Origin of the sequence: Nocardia cyriacigeorgica (assembly GCF_005863245.1) — a bacterium.
GTDB classification, from domain to species: Bacteria; Actinomycetota; Actinomycetes; order Mycobacteriales; family Mycobacteriaceae; genus Nocardia; species Nocardia cyriacigeorgica_C.
The window spans coordinates 398,931-416,018 of record NZ_VBUT01000001.1 but is presented as its reverse complement, the minus strand read 5'-3'; the positions used below and the strand labels follow the sequence as shown (position 1 = coordinate 416,018).

1 protein-coding gene is annotated in these 17,088 nt (G+C 71.0%); it reads left to right on the top strand.

The window, feature by feature from the left end; genetic code table 11:
- Positions 1-191 precede the first annotated feature (191 nt).
- Positions 192-16,883: a non-ribosomal peptide synthase/polyketide synthase gene (locus tag FEK34_RS01815; RefSeq protein ID WP_432760921.1), complete on the top strand. Its 16,692-nt coding sequence runs from the start codon at positions 192-194 to the stop codon at positions 16,881-16,883.
- Positions 16,884-17,088 lie beyond the last annotated feature (205 nt).

Genomic DNA, 17,088 nt, shown 5'->3' with positions numbered 1-17,088 from the left:
GACGGCGTGCTCCGTCGATCGGTCCCGCATGGCCGATGGATACGACTACAGGCAGGGTGAGGCAGCTACATGAAACCGGTGGGTGGGCAGTGGCGCGACGAGGTCCGGGGGACGATGCCGGCATGACGCGTCCGGCACGAGTTCGCCCCACCCGCATCCGGCGCCCGCGGGTCACCACCCTGCCGCAATTGCTGGCCACCGCCGTCGAAGCGAATCCGGGTGGTGTCGCGGTCACCTACGCCGATGCCACCACCTCGCTCGGTAGCCTCACCTACGCCGAGCTGGACGAACGTTCCACCCGGCTGGCGCATCTGCTCATCGCGCGCGGGATCGGACCGGAGGATCTGGTCGCGGTCGGGATTCCGCGGTCGCTGGAATCGGTGATCGCGGTATGGGCGGTCGCCAAGACCGGCGCCGGTTTCGTCCCGGTGGACCCGAACTATCCCGCCGACCGGGTCGAGCACATGGTCACCGATTCCGGTGCGGTGTTCGGCCTTGCCGTGGCCACCGTGCGCGACGACCTGCCGGATCGGGTGCAGTGGCTGCTCATCGACACCCCGGAGACGGCGCGGGCGCTGGAGAGCTACCCGGTCGATCCGGTGACCTACACCGATCGGGTGCGGCCGCTGCGCGCCGAACATCCGGCCTACGTCATCTACACCTCGGGTTCCACCGGCCTGCCCAAGGGCGTGGTGGTCACTCAGGCGGGCCTGTCGAGTTTCTGCGATGAACAGCGCGAACGCTACCGGGTCGGCCCGGATTCGCGCACCCTGCATTTCGCGTCACCGTCGTTCGACGCCTCGGTGCTGGAACTGCTGCTGGCGCTGGGCGGCCCGGCCACCATGGTGGTCGTCGCGCCCACCGTGTACGGCGGCGACGAGCTGGCCGCGCTGCTGCGGCGCGAGGGCGTGACGCACGCGTTCATCACCCCGGCCGCGCTGGCCTCGGTCGATCCGGCGGGCCTGGACGAGTTGCGGGTGATCGTGGCCGGCGGTGAGGCCTGTCCGCCGGAGCTGGTGCGCCGCTGGGTGCTGCCCATTTCCGAGGGCCGCACCCGTGAATTCTTCAATGGTTACGGTCCCACCGAGACCACCATCATGACCAATATCAGCGCGCCGCTGGTGCCGGGCGAACCGGTGACCATCGGCGGGCCGATCCGTGCCATCACCGAATACGTCCTCGACGAGCGGCTGGCTCCGGTGACCGACGGCGCCGTCGGCGAGCTCTACATCACCGGTGCGCAGGTGGCGCGCGGCTACCACGACCGTCCCGCGTTGACAGCGGCCCGTTTCGTCGCCAACCCCTTCGATCCGAGCGGCGCCCGCCTCTACCGCACCGGCGACCTGGTGCGCATCACTCCCGATGGTTCGCTGGAATACTTGGGCCGCAACGACTTCCAGGTCAAGATCCGTGGTTTCCGGATCGAGCTCGGTGAGATCGACGCGGTGCTGGCCGCGCACGACAGCGTCGATTTCGCGGTGACCGTCGGGCACAAGCTCGAATCCGGCGCCACCATCCTGGCCTCCTATGTGCACGCCGCGCCCGGTGCCGTCATCGATGTCGCGGAACTGGACGCGTTCGCCGAACGCAGCCTGCCCGCGCATATGGTGCCCACCGCGATCACCGTGCTCGACGAGATCCCGCTGACGCCGGTCGGCAAGCTGGATCGCCGCGCGCTGCCGGAACCGCAGTTGCAGACCAGGGTGTTCCGCGCGCCGAGCGGTCCGCTGGAGCAGGCCGTGGCCGAGGTGTTCGGCGAGCTGCTCGGCACCGGCGAACCCGTCGGCGCCGACGACGATTTCTTCGAACTCGGCGGCAACTCGCTCATCGCCACCCGCGTCGCCGCCCGGCTCGGTGAGGCCGTCGGCGCTCGGGTGCCCGCCCGGCTGATCTTCGAGGCCCCCACGGTGGCCGGGCTGGCGCGCAAGCTCGAACCGTTGAAGGGCGCGGGGGGACGTCGCCCGCTCACCCCCATGCCGCGCCCCGAACATATTCCGCTGTCGCTGGCCCAGCAGCGCATGTGGTTCCTCAATCAGTTCGACACCGCCTCGGCGGCCAACAACATCCCGTTCGCGGTGCGCCTGGACGGGCAGCTCGATGTGGCCGCGCTGCAAGCCGCGGTCGCCGACGTCATCGAACGGCACGAATCGCTGCGCACCATGTACCCGGCCATCGACGGCACCGGGTACCAGGTGGTCGTCCCCGCCGCCGAGGTGGTGCCGGACCTGGCGCCGAAACCGGTGTCGGAGGCCGAACTGCCGGAGTGGCTCGGCCGGCTCGCGCTCACCGGGTTCGATGTGGCGGCCGAGGTGCCGTTGCGGATGGCGCTGGCCGAGGTGGGGCCGGAGCAGCACGTCATCGCGGTGGTGGTGCACCATATCGCCGCCGACGGCGCCTCGGTGGCGCCGTTCATGCGGGATCTGCTGGCGGCGTTCCTGTCCCGCCGCAACGGTGCGCGCCCGTCCTGGGCGCCGCTGGCGGTGCAGTACGCCGATTACACGCTGTGGCAGCGCGAGGTGCTCGGCTCCGAGGACGATCCGGAGTCACTGGCGGCGACCCAGATCCGGTTCTGGCGCGACGCGCTGGCCGGTGTGCCGGATCGCATCGAGCTGCCCGCCGACCGGCCGCGGCCGTCGATCGCCTCCGGTCGCGGCGCGGTCTACGACTTCGAGATCGATGCCGCCACCCATGCCCGGCTGGCCGAGATCGCCCAGCAGACCGGGGCCTCGGAGTTCATGGTCGTGCACGCCGCCTTCGCGGTGCTGCTGGCGCGGCTGGCCGCCACCGACGACGTCACCATCGGCACGCCGGTCGCCGGTCGCGGCGAACGCGAACTCGACGCGCTCATCGGCATGTTCGTCAACACCCTGGTGCTGCGCACCCATGTCGATATCGGTTCCTCGTTCACCGCCCTGCTCGACCAGGTCAAAGACACCGACCTGGCGGCCTTCGCGCATGCCGAGCTGCCGTTCGAGCGACTGGTCGAGGTGCTCGATCCGGTGCGTTCGCAGGCGCATCATCCGCTGTTCCAGGTGGCGCTGTTCTTCCAGAACATGAGTGCGCCCCGGCTGGAACTGCCCGGCCTGGCCGCCGAGGGCGTCGAATTCGCCGGTGCGGTCGCAAAATTCGATCTCCAGCTGACGATCGTGCCGCGCACCGCCGACGGTGCGGCGGCCGGTCTGTCGGCCCAGTTCACCTATGCCACCGATCTGTTCGACGAGCCGACGGTGGCCGAGTTCGCGCAGCGGTTCGCCCGGGTGCTGGCCGGTGTGGCCGCGGATCCGCAGGCTCCGGTCGGCGAGATCGACCTGCTGGCCGACGCCGACCGCGACCGCATCCTGCGGGAGTGGAACGACACCCGGTTCCCGGTCGCGCGGGAACTGCTGCTCGACGGCTACCGGCGCACGGTCGAGCAGCGTCCCGACGCGGTGGCCGTGGTGTACGAGGGCGAGGAGCTCACCTACCGCGAGTTCGACGATCGGGTCAACCAGCTCGCGCGCCTGCTGATCGCGCGGGGCGTCGGTGCGGAATCGCTGGTCGGTCTGGCGGTGCGGCGGTCGCTGGACCTGGTGGTCGGCATGTACGCCATCGTCACCGCTGGCGGTGCGTATGTGCCGCTGGATCCGGATCATCCGGCCGAACGCATCGCGCACATCCTCGATACCGCGCAACCGGTCTGTGTGGTCACCACCAGCACCGATGGCCGGTCGCTGCCCGCGGGCACCCCGGCGCTGCACATCGATACCGCCGACCTGGCCGGCTTCGACGCCTCGCCGGTGCGTCCGCAGGAGTTGCTGCGCCCGGTGCGGCCCGAGCATCCGGCCTACGTCATCTTCACCTCCGGCTCCACCGGCCGCCCCAAGGGCGTGGCCATCTCGCACGCGGCCATCCACAACCAGATCACCTGGATGCTGGCGGAGTACCCACTCGGCTTCCACGATGTGTATTTGCAGAAGACCGCCACCACCTTCGACGTGTCGCTGTGGGGCTATTTCATGCCGCTGCGCGCCGGCGCGCGGTTGGTCGTGGCCACTCCGGACGGGCATCGCGATCCCGCCTACGTCGCGGAAACCATTGCGGCGCAAGGGGTGACGGTCACCGACTTCGTGCCCTCGATGCTCACCGTGTTCGCCGCGCACACCAGGCCGGGTTCGGTGCCGACACTGCGGGAGGTGTTCGTCATCGGTGAGGCTTTGCCGCCGGAGACCGTCGCGGCGCTGCGTGCGGTGTGCACCGCGAATGTGCACAACCTGTACGGCCCCACCGAGGCCGCGGTCTCGGTGACCTTCTGGCCCGCCGCCGGGTCCATCGAACGCACCGTGCCGATCGGGCTGCCGCAGTGGAATACCCGGGTGTACGTGCTGGATTCGCGGTTGCGTCCGGTCCCGCCCGGTGTGGCGGGTGAGCTGTATCTGGCCGGTGACCAGCTGGCGCGCGGCTATGTGCGTCGCCCGGATCTGACCGCTGATCGTTTCGTCGCCAACCCGTTCGGCAACGGCCAGCGCATGTACCGCACCGGCGATCTGTGCGTGTGGCGGGAAGCCACCAGCACCACCCCGCATCGCCTGGATTACCTGGGCCGCACCGATTTCCAGGTGAAGTTCCGTGGTCAGCGCATCGAGCTGGGGGAGATCGAGACCGCGCTGCTGGCGCACCCGTCGGTGAGTCAGGCCGTGGCGCTGGTGGTGCCGACGTCGCTGGGCGATCAGCTGGTGGCCTACGCGGTTCCCGCGCCCGGTCACCGCATCGACCAGAGCGCCCTGCTCGCGGCCGTCGGCGAGACCTTGCCCACCTACATGGTGCCCGCGACCATCGTCGCGCTCGACGCCTTCCCGCTGAATCCGAGCGGCAAGCTGGACCGCAAAGCCCTGCCCGAGCCGGTGTTCGAGACACGCGCCTTCCGCGCGCCGTCCACACCGGTGGAGGAGATCGTCGCCGGCGTGTTCGGCGAAGTGCTCGGGCTGAGCCGAGTCGGTGCCGATGACGATTTCTTCGCCCTCGGCGGCAACTCGCTGGTCGCCACCCAGGTCGTCGCGCGCCTCGGAGCCGCCATGGGCACCCGCGTCCCGGTGCGCGCCCTGTTCGAGACCTCCACGGTGTCGGGCCTGGCCACCGCCCTGGATTCGCAGACCCACACCGACGACAATCGCATCGCGCTCGGCAGCATCCCGCGCCCGCCGCAGCTGCCGTTGTCGCTGGCGCAGCGGCGCATGTGGTTCCTCAACCGCTTCGACCAGGGCGACGGCGCTGCCGCCGCGGCCGGGTCGGCGGCCTACAACCTGCCGTTCGCGCTGCGCCTGACCGGTGCGCTGGACACAGCCGCGCTCGGCGCCGCCCTGGATGACGTCGTCGCCAGGCACGAGGTGCTGCGCACCGTGTACCCCGAGACGCCGCAGGGCCCGGTGCAGGTCGTGCTGCCCGCCGGGCAGGTCGGCCTCGATGTGGCGGTGCGCCCGTTGCCGCAGGTCGACGTCGCTGCCGCGGTGTACGCGCTGGCCTCGCAGCCGTTCGATGTGACCGAGGAAGTGCCGGTCCGGGTGCGGCTGATCGAGATCTCCGATCTCCCGGCCGGTTCCGCACCCGAGTACGTGCTCGCGGTCGTGGTGCATCACATCGCCGGCGATGCCTCGTCGATGGGCCCGCTGGTGCGCGATGTGATGGTCGCCTATGCCGCGCGCGTTGCGGGCGAGGCGCCGTCGTGGGCGCCGCTGAAGGTGCAGTACGCCGACTACGCGCTGTGGCAGCGCGCGGTGCTCGGCGACGAAGCCGACCCGGAATCGGTTGCCGCGCGCCAGATCTCGTTCTGGCGCGAACAGCTGGCCGGACTGCCGGATGTGCTGGAACTGCCCGCCGACCGGCCGCGTCCGGCGGTGGCGTCCATGGCCGGTGGACGGGTGGAGGTGTCGATCGACGCGGACACCCACGCCGGCTTGATGAGCCTGGCGCGCAGCCACAACGCCACCCTGTTCATGGTCGTGCACACCGCGTTCGCGGTACTGCTGTCGCGGCTGTCCGGACAGGACGATATCGCGGTCGGCACCCCGGTCGCCGGGCGTGGTGAGCGTGAACTCGACGACGTGATCGGCATGTTCGTCAACACCGTGGTCTTCCGGACCCGGGTCGACGGCGGCGAATCCTTCGAGCAGCTGCTGGCCCGCCAGCGCGAGGCCGACCTCCAGGCCTTCGCGCACGCCGACGTGCCGTTCGAGCGGCTGGTCGAGGTGCTGAACCCGCCGCGCTCGACCGCCCGTCACCCGCTGTTCCAGGTCGGGTTGTCGTTCCAGAACGTCGCCAGGGCGGAACTGGAATTGCCGGGGCTGAGTGTCAGCCCGGTGGACGCCGATCTGGATGTGTCGCAGTTCGATCTGCATCTGATCGTCTCGGACGTCTACGACGAATCCGGAGCGCCCGCGGGTCTGGGCGGCTTCTTCACCTACGCCACCGATCTGTTCGACGCCGCCACCGTCCGCGCCTTCGGCGATCGGCTCGTCCGGCTGCTGAACGCCGTGGTCGCCGATGCGAGCACGGCGGTCGGCGATATCGACCTGCTCGAGCCCGCCGAACGCGCCGATGTGCTCACCGGCTGGAACGACACCCGCCGGGAACTGCCCGAGGCGGACCGGACCACCCTGGTCACGCTGCTGGACCGCACGGTCGCCGCCGCGCCCGAGGCCGTGGCGCTCGTCGCCGATCAGGAGGGTGCGACGAGCCGGCTCACCTACGCCGAGCTCGACGCCCGCGTCAACCGGCTGGCCCGGCACCTGCTCGCCCTCGGCGTCGGCCCGGAATCGCGGGTCGCGCTGGCGCTGCGCCGCTCGCCCGAGCTGGTCATCGCCATGTACGCGGTCGCACGGGCCGGCGGCGCCTACGTCCCGCTGGATCCGGATCAGCCGGCCGAACGCACCGGCTACATCCTCGATACCGCGCGACCGGTCTGCGTGCTGACCGATGCCGCCACCGGATTCCACACCGATCAGGCGCTGCTGGTGCGCCTCGACGACATCGACCCGCTGACCTCGGCCCTGCCCATCACCGACGCCGAACGGGTGGCGCCGATCCGCCCCGGCCACACCGCCTACGTCATCTTCACCTCCGGCTCGACCGGCCGCCCGAAGGGCGTCGCGGTGCCGCACGGCGCGATCGTCAACCAATTGCGCTGGAAGACCGCCGAATTCGCGCTCGGCCCCGATGACGCCGTGCTGCTGAAGACGGCGGCCACCTTCGACCTGTCGGTGTGGGAGTTCTGGTCGGCCGCGGTCAGCGGCGGCAGGCTCGTCATCGCCGCCCCCGACGGCCACCGCGACCCCGCCTACCTGCACGAGCTCATGGTGCGCGAGCAGGTCAGCACGTTGCACGTGGTGCCGTCCATGCTGGACGCGCTGCTGGTCGCCGCCGACACCGCGCCGCCGTCGCTGCGCCGGGTGCTGGCCATCGGTGAGGCACTGCCCGCCACGCTGGCCCAGCGTTTCCTGGCCGCGAATCCCGCTGTGGCGCTGTACAATCTGTACGGGCCGACCGAGGCCGCGGTGTCCATCACCAGCCACCGCGTCAGCACCGCCGACCGTACGACGGTGCCGATCGGTGGCCCGGAGTGGAACAGCCGCGCCTACGTCCTCGATGCCCGGCTGCGGCCGGTGCCGGTGGGGGTGCCCGGTGAGCTGTACCTGGCCGGTGCGCAGCTGGCCCGCGGCTACTTCGGGCGTGCCGATCTGACCGCCGACCGCTTCGTTGCCGACCCGTTCGGCGATGGCGAGCGCATGTACCGCACCGGCGACCTGGTGGTGTGGAACCGCGACGGCGAACTGGAGTACCGGGGCCGCACCGACTTCCAGGTCAAGATCCGTGGTTTCCGCATCGAGCTCGGCGAGATCGAGGCGGCGCTGCTGGCGCTGCCCGAGGTCGCGCAGGCCGCGGTGCTGGCCAAGTCGGACCCGCACACCGGTGACCGGCTCGTCGCCTACGTGGTTCCCGCCGGGCAGAACGGTTCGGCCTTCGACCTGCCGCAGGTGCTCGCCGCGCTCGGCTCGGCCCTGCCGTCGTACATGGTGCCCTCGGCGTTCGTGGTGCTGGATGCACTGCCACTGAACGTCAACGGCAAGCTCGATCGCAACGCGCTGCCGGAACCGGAGTTCCAGGCGCGCGAATACCGTGCCCCCGCGACGCCGGTCGAGGAGATCGTGGCCGGCGTCTTCGCCGAGGTGCTCGGCGTCGACCAGGTCGGCGCCGACGACGACTTCTTCGCCCTCGGCGGCAACTCGCTGCTGGCCACCCAGGTCGCCGCCCGGATCGGCGCGGCGCTGGAGACCCGGGTGCCGGTGCGGGCGCTGTTCGAGGCCTCGACCGTCGCGGCCCTCGCGGTGAAGGTCGAGCACACCGCGACCGAAACCGCGCGCGTGCCGCTGGTGGCCCGGCCCCGGCCGGACCGGATTCCGCTGTCGTTCGCCCAGCAGCGGATGTGGTTCCTCAACCAGTTCGACACCGCCGCCGCCGTCTACAACATCCCGGCCGCCATCCGGCTCTCCGGTGAGCTGGATGTGCGCGCGCTCGAGCAGGCCGTCGGCGATATCGTCGCCCGCCACGAAATCCTGCGCACCATCTACCCGAACACCCCCGACGGCCCGGTCCAGCAGGTGCTCGCGCCGCGCGAGGTGCCCATCGACCTCACCCCCGCCCAGATCGGCGAGGAACGCGTGGGCCACGAGGTGGCCGGGGTGGTCGGCACCGGCTTCGACGTCACCACCGAAGTTCCGTTCCGCACCAAGCTCTTCCAGCTCGCGGGCAGCGAATACGTGCTGGTGTTCGTCGCGCATCACATCAGCGCCGACGGCTGGTCGATGGGACCGCTGACCCGCGACCTCATGCTGGCCTACGCCGCCCGCAGCAACGGCAACGAACCGTCCTGGACGCCGCTGCCGGTGCAGTACGCCGACTACGCGCTGTGGCAGCGTGAGGTGCTCGGTGAGGAGACCGATCCGGACTCGGTGGCGGGCGCCCAGCTCGACTACTGGACCAAGGAACTGGCCGATCTGCCCGACGAGCTGAATCTGCCGTCGGACCGGCCGCGTCCACCGGCGCAGAGTTTCGCCGGCGGCAAGACCGAGTTCGTCATCGACGCCGGCGTGCACGCCGCGCTCACCGACCTCGCCCGCACCCACAACGCCACCCTCTTCATGGTGGTGCACACCGCGCTGACGGTGTTCCTGTCGCGCATGTCCGGCAGCGACGACATCGCCGTCGGCACCCCGATCGCGGGCCGCGGCGAGGCCGAACTCGACGACCTCATCGGCATGTTCGTCAACACGCTGGTGCTGCGCACCAGGGTCGCGCCGGAGCTGAGCTTCGATCAGCTGCTCGCCGCCAACCGCGATACCGATCTGCGCGCCTTCGCCAACGCCGACATCCCGTTCGAGCGGCTGGTGGAAGCGCTCGATCCGGAACGCTCGGCGGGCCGTCATCCGCTGTTCCAGGTGGCGCTGTCGTTCGAGAACCTGGCCGCCACCAGCTTCGAACTGCCCGGCCTGAGCTTCGCCGCCCTCGATCCGGCCGCCGACGCCGCCAAGTTCGATCTGCTGCTCACCGTGCGCGAGCAGCGCGACGAGCACGGCGCCGAAGCCGGTATCGCCGCCGAATTCACCTATGCGCGTGATCTGTTCGACGAATCCACGGTGGTCGACTTCGGCCGTCGCTTCCGCCGCATCCTGGCGGCCGTGGCCCGCGACAGCGGCCGCGCCGTCGGCGATCTCGACATCCTCGACGATTCCGAACGCCTCGACCTGATCAGCCGCGCGGGCGCACCGGCCGAACCCGTGCGCACGCTGCCCGAGCTGATGGCCGACGCCGTCGCCGCCAACCCCACCGGCATCGCCGTCGTGGTGGGCGAGCGTTCGTTCCGCTACGCCGAACTCGATGCCGCCTCCTCGCAGCTGGCGCGCGCGTTGATCGAGCGCGGCGCCGGACCGGATGTGCTGGTGGCGGTGGCCTTGCGCCGCTCGGTGGAATCGGTGCTCGCGTTGTGGGCGGTGGCCAAGACCGGCGCCGCGCTGGTCCCGATCGACCCCACCTATCCGGCCGACCGCATTGCGCATATGGTGCGTGATTCCGGTGCCGCGCTCGGCATCACGATGAACGCCGAACTCGACGAGCTGCCGCCGATGACCGGCGGCGGCTGGATCCGGATGGACGATCGCGGCTTCACCATGGACGTCGCCGGACGGTCGGATCGCCCGATCACCGCCGCCGACCGGCGCGGGCCGATCCGCGCCGGCAACGCCGCCTACGTCATCTACACCTCCGGATCCACCGGCCTGCCCAAGGGCGTCGTCGTCACCCACGCGGGCCTGGCCAATTTCAGTGCCGAGCAGGTGCAGCGCTACCACCTCGACAAGTCCACGCGCGCACTGGCTTTCGCCTCGCCGTCGTTCGACGCCTCGATGCTGGAGCTGCTGCTCGCGCTCGGTTCGGCGGGCACGCTGGTGGTGGCGCCGCCGTTGACGTTCGGCGGCGACGAACTGGCCGAGCTGATCCGGGCCGAGGGCGTCACCCACGCCTTCATCACCCCGTCGGTGCTGGCCTCGCTCGATTCGGCGGCGCTGTCGGGCATGCGCGGCATCGTCGCCGGCGGTGAAGCCGTCCCGGTCGAGCTGGTCGCCAAGTGGGGCGGGGTGGACGGGCGGGCCTTCCACAACGGATACGGCCCCACCGAGACCACCATCATGACCAATATCAGCGATCCGCTGCGACCCGGCGATCCGGTGACCATCGGCGCGCCGATCCGCGGCATGCGCGCGCTGGTGCTCGATACCAGGCTGCGGCCGGTGCCCGAGGGCGTCGCCGGAGAGCTGTACCTGGGCGGCATCCAGCTGGCCCGCGGCTACCACGCGCGGCCCGGGCTCACCGCCGCGCGCTTCGTCGCCGACCCGTACGGCGCGCCGGGGGAGCGGCTCTACCGCACCGGCGACGTGGTGCGCTGGCGCGGCCGCGAGGTGGAATACGTGGGCCGCAACGACTTCCAGGTGAAGGTGCGCGGCTTCCGCATCGAACTCGGCGAGATCGACAGCGCGCTGGCCGCCCAGCCCGGCATCGACTTCGCCGTCACCATCGGACGCGAAACCGCCGCCGGCGCCACCATTCTGGTGTCGTATGTGCTGCCCGAACGCGGCGTCACCCCCGACGTCGACGAGCTGACCGCCCAGCTGAGCCGGGTGCTGCCCGACTACATGGTGCCCACCGCCATCGTGGTGCTCGACGAGATCCCGCTGACCCCGGTCGGCAAGCTGGACCGGCGCGCCCTGCCGGAACCGGTGCTGGAGACCCGCGCCTACCGGGCCCCGCGCAGCACCGCCGAACAGGTGATCGCCGAGGTCATCGGCGAGGTGCTCGGCGTCGAACAGGTCGGCCTCGACGACGATTTCTTCGCCCTCGGCGGCGACAGCATCGTCTCCATCCAGGTGGTGTCGCGGGCCAGGGCCAGGGGCGTCGACTTCACCCCGCGCGATGTGTTCCAGGCCAGGACCGTCGAGGCGCTGGCCGCCGCGGCCACCGTCGCCGGAGCGCCCGGCGACGAAGCGGGCGAGCTGCCCGCCACCCCCACCGCGATGCGGCTGCTGGAACACGGCGGCTCCTGGGTGGAGCCGCGCGCCATCGTGCTCGAGGTGCCGGCCAGCTGCCCGGCCGAGGCGGTGGAGACCGCGGTCGGCGCGGTGCTCGATCAGCATCCGATGCTGTGGGCGCGGCTCGACACCTCCGGTGCCGCCCCGATGCTGCGCATCCCCGTCGCCGCCGACCGGGTCGACCGGCAGTTCAGCTGGCTCGATCCCGAACTCGGCGAGACCACCCTGCCCATCGATGACGTCGTCGGCGCGGCCGTCGACGCCCTCGACCCGGAACAGGGCCGCAACATCCACTTCGTGGCCACCGGAACCCCCGAGGCGTTCCGGCTGGTGGTGGTGGCCAACGCGCTGGTCGTCGACGACGTGTCCTGGCGGACCATCATCGACCAGCTCACCACCGCCTGGAACCGCGGCAGGCACGCCGCCCCCGCCGCACCGGAATCCGGTCTCGGCGCGCTGATCCGCTCGCTGGCCGAGCGGGCCCATTCACCCGGCATCGCCGCCGAAGCGCAGTGGTGGCAGCAGACGCTGGCCGCCGCCACCCGCGACGACCTGCCCACCGGCGCGGCCGATCTGCGGTCCCGGCGCCGGGTCTCGCTCACCATCACCGCCGAGGGCACCGAGGCCGTGGCCGCGGTGGCCGAGGCCTATCACGCCAGCGTCGACGAGGTGCTGCTCACCGCCGTCGCGCTGGCCCTGCACACCGCTCAGCGCGAATCCGTCACCCGCGCGGTGGGTTCGGTGATCCGCCTGGACGCCGACGGCCGCGCCGTCGCCGAGATCGACGCGAGCAATATCGTCGGCGGCTTCCGCACCGCCTATCCGCTGCCGCTGCGCCTCGAGGGCATCGACGTCCCCGACGCGCTGGTGGGTGGCCGGGCCGCGGGTGCGGCGCTCACCCAGATCAAGGAACTGCACCGCGCGGTGCCCGGACGCGGCGTCGGCTACGGCCTGCTCTGCTACCTGAACCCGGACGCCGCCGCAGGCCTGCGCGATTTCGGCCGCGGCCGCTTCGCACTGCGCTACCGCGATCTGCGCCCGGCCCGGGTGCACACCGACGCACCGGCCGACGACCTGCTGCTCGCGCTCACCGTCGACGCCACCGACGACGGCCTGCTGGCCCGATTCGATTACGCGGCAGCGGTGTTCGCCGCCGACGAGGTGAAGACCTTCGCCGAGCACTGGATCCGGGCCCTCGGCGGGCTGGCCGAGCACGGCCTGCGGCCGGATGCCGGCGGATTCAGCCCGTCGGACTTCCCGCTGATCTCGTTGCGGCAGGACGATATCGACCGGTTCGCCCGCGACTATCCGCAGCTGACCGATGCCTGGCCGGTGACGCCGTTGCAGTCGGGCATGCTGTTCCACGCGCTGCTGGCCGACACCTCCGTCGACGTCTACACCACCCAATTCGTGCTCGAGCTCGGCGGCACCGTCGACCCGGCCCGGATGCAGGCCGCCGCGCAGGCGGTGCTGGACCGGCACGCCAACCTGCGGGTGGCCTTCGCCGACGACGCCGAGGGCGCGCCGGTGCAGATCGTGCAGGACGGCATCGAGGTTCCGTGGCGGATGATCGACCTCTCGCACCTGGACCCGTCCGCCGCGGCCGCCGAGGCCGAACGGATCAAATCCGCCGACCTGGCCGACCATTTCGATATGCGGACCGCGCCGCTGCTGCGCTTCACCCTGATCCGCACCAGCGCCGCGGGTATCGGCGCCGAAAGCGCCTACCAGCTGCTGGTCACCAGCCACCACATCCTCATCGACGGCTGGTCCATGCCGCTGCTGATGAAGGATCTGCTCACCCTGTATGCCCTCGGCGGCAACTCACGGCACCTGCCGCAGGTCCCGCCGTACCGCGACTACCTGGCCTGGCTGATCGCGCAGGACCCGGAGGCCGCGCGGCAGGCCTGGCGCACGGCGCTGGACGGCATCACCGAGCCGACGCCGCTGGCGCCGGTGGATCCGGGCCGGGAGATCTCGGCCGGGGTCGGCGAGGTGGGATTCGAACTGTCCCAGGCCGATACGACCGCGCTGACCCGGCTGGCCGCCCACCTCGGCGTCACGGTGAACACCGTGGTCCAGGCCGCGTGGGGACTGTTGATCGGGCGCAGCGTCGACCGCGACGACGTCGTGTTCGGCGCCACCGTGTCCGGCCGCCCGCCGCAGCTCGACGGTGTGGAGGCCATGGTCGGGCTGTTCCTCAACGCCATCCCGGTGCGGGTGCGTCTCGGCGCCACCGACACCCTCGGTGGGCTGCTGCGGCAGTTGCAGGCCGAACAGGCCGATCTGCTGGGCTACCACTACCTCGGGCTCAGCGATATCCAGGACGCCGTCGGCGTCGAGGGCCTGTTCGATTCGCTGGTGGTGTTCGAGTCCTTCCCGGTGGACCGCGAGGGGCTGGCCGAGGCCAGTGCGATCGACGGGATGAACATCACCGGGGTGGGCGCGGTCAACGGCACCCACTATCCGGTGACGGTGATGGTGGTGCTCGACCACCAGCTGCGGGTGTCGGTGAAGTACCTGCGCGATCTGTTCGACACCGAGGCCGCCGACGCGCTCTCCCGCAGGCTGGAAGCGCTGATCGGCCGGTTCGTCACCGAGCCGCAGGCCAAGGTCGCCGATATCGACGTGCTGCTGCCCGCCGAGGCCGCCGAACTGGCCGCGCGCAATGCCACCGAGGTCCCGGAACTGCTCGACGACGCCACCCTGCTGACGCTGTTCGACGCCCAAGTGGCCCGCACGCCCGACGCGCCGGCTGTCCGCTACCGCGACGCCGTGCTCAGCTACCGCGAGCTCGACGCGCGTTCGCGTGCGCTGGCCGCCGAGCTCACCGGCTTCGGCGTCGGCCCCGGCACGCTCGTCGGCGTCGCCATGCGCCGCGGCCTCGATCTGGTGGTCTCGATCTACGCGGTGCTGCGCGCCGGGGCCGGCTATGTGCCGATCGACCCGGACCATCCGGCCGAGCGCAGCGAGTACGTGCTCGGCGGTGCCGCGCCGATCTGCGTGCTCACCACCACCGCCGACGGTTTCACCACCGGCACCGGCGTTCCGGTGGTCGCGGTGGACACGCTGTATCTCGCGGCGGCCGACGGCTTCGCCGGGCCACGCGTGCACCCCGACGACATCGCCTACGTCATCTACACCTCCGGCTCCACCGGCCGCCCCAAGGGTGTGATGATCACGCACCGGCAGATGGCCAACCAGTTCCGCTGGGCCCAGCGCACCTACCCGCACGATGCGAGCGATGTGGTGCTGCACAAGACGCCGATCACCTTCGACATCTCCACCTGGGAGCTGTTCTGGCCGCTGCACACCGGCGCCTCGATCGTGATCGCCGAACCCGACGGGCACCGCGATCCGGCTTACCTGTCGCGGACCATCGCCGAGAATGCCGTCACCACCGTGCATTTCGTACCCTCGATGCTGGACGCGTTCCTCGACCCGGTGGCCAGCGGTGCCACCGTGGCCGAATACCCGTCGCTGCGCCGGGTGTTCGCCGCCGGTGAGGCATTGTCCGGGGAGACCGCCGCGACGTTCACCGCCGCGCTGCCCGGCACGGCGTTGATCAACTGGTACGGACCCGCCGAAGCCACGGTCGTCACAGCGCACCCGGTCACCGATACCGGCGTCACCGCGATCCCGATCGGCACCCCGGTCGCCAATACCCAGGTGCTGGTGCTGGATCGGCAGCTGCGGCCGGTGCCGCCCGGCGCGGCCGGCGAGCTGTACGTCGCCGGTGTGCAGCTGGCCCGCGGCTACCACGACCGGCCCGCGCTGACCGCCGAACGCTTCGTCGCGGGCGAGCACGGCACCCGCCTCTACCGCACCGGCGACGTCGTACGCTGGGCCGGCACCGGCCCGGACGCGGCCCTGGAATACCTGGGCCGCAGCGACTTCCAGGTGAAGCTGCGCGGCCAGCGGGTCGAGCTGGGTGAGATCGAGACGATCCTGCTCGGCCACGAATCCGTGCGCCACGCCGCCGTCTCGCTGGTGCGCGCCGCCACGGGCGATCGCCTGGTGGCCTATGTGGTCGCCGCGCCGGGCCACACCGTCGACGACCGCGAACTGCTCGCCCACGCGCGGGCCGCGCTGCCGTCGTACATGGTGCCCTCGGCGGTGGTGGTGCTGGAGCGGATGCCGTTGAACGCCAGCGGCAAACTCGACCGGATGGCACTGCCGGTGCCGCAGCTGTCGGGCCGTCCGTTCCGCGCACCGACCACCCCGCTGGAACGCACCATCACCGAGGTGTTCGCCGAAGTGCTCGGCGTCGAGCGCGTCGGCATGGACGACGACTTCTTCGACCTCGGCGGCAACTCGCTCATCGCCACCCGCGCGGTGAGCAGGCTGCGCACCCGCACCGGCGCCGAGATCCGGGTGCAGTGGTTCTTCACCGACTCCACCCCGGCCGATCTCGCCGCCAGGATCCTGGCCGTGCTGTCCGGCGAACACGACTACGACCTGGACTCCAACGCCGCCCTCGGCGTGGTGCTGCCCATCCGCACCCGGGTGCCGCACGACACCGCACCGGACGACCCGGTGTTCTGCATCCACCCGATGTACGGGCTGTCCTGGTGCTACGCCGGATTCGCCAGGTACCTGCCCGCCCGGTACCCCATCTACGGTCTCCAGTCGCCCGCGCTGTCGGAGGACGGCTACCTGCCGCGATCGCTGACCGAGATGGCTCGCCGCTACGCCGCCGAGATCCGCGCGGTCCAGCCGCAGGGCCCGTACCGGCTGCTCGGCTGGTCGCTGGGCGGGGTGATCGCGCACGCGATCGCCACCGAACTCCAGGCCGCGGGCCACGAGGTGACGCTGCTGGCGATGCTGGACAGCCATCCCGCCATCGACGTCACCGACTTCCGCGCCGCCATCCGCGACGCGCTGGCCGAACTCGGCATCGGCGACGCCCAGCTGCCCGACGGCGACATCCACGACCTCACCGACGAGGCCCTTGCCGCCCTGCACGCCACCATCCCGCCGGATATGGCGGTGCTCACACCCGAGCGGGTGCGCCGCATCTACCGCAGCGCGGTCCGCTCGGCCGAACTCATCGCCGAGCACCGGCCCGGAATATTCCGCGGCAGGCTGGACTACTTCAGCGCCGCGGGCCACGACACGGCGGCGCGGAACTGGGACGCCTACGTCGACGGCACCGTCGCCGACCACCCGATCGCGGCAGATCACGATCAGATGACCTCGCCCGAAGCGCTGGCCGAGATCGGCCCACTGCTGGCCGACCGGCTCGATCCCGCCCGTACGGCGGGTCGATCATGATCAGATATGAGCGGCTCCGGCATGATGGTGGCAACGGTGAGGTAACGATGTCCACTGTTGTCACGACTACATAGACCGTATGGTCGGGCGTGACGCGGCGGTGTCTGTCCCGGCCCGGCCCGGGATGCCCGCCGACCGAAGTCGTCATGGGAATGCCCGATAAATCTCGATAAGAAGCGAAGGTGCGAAATTGACACGTCGACCC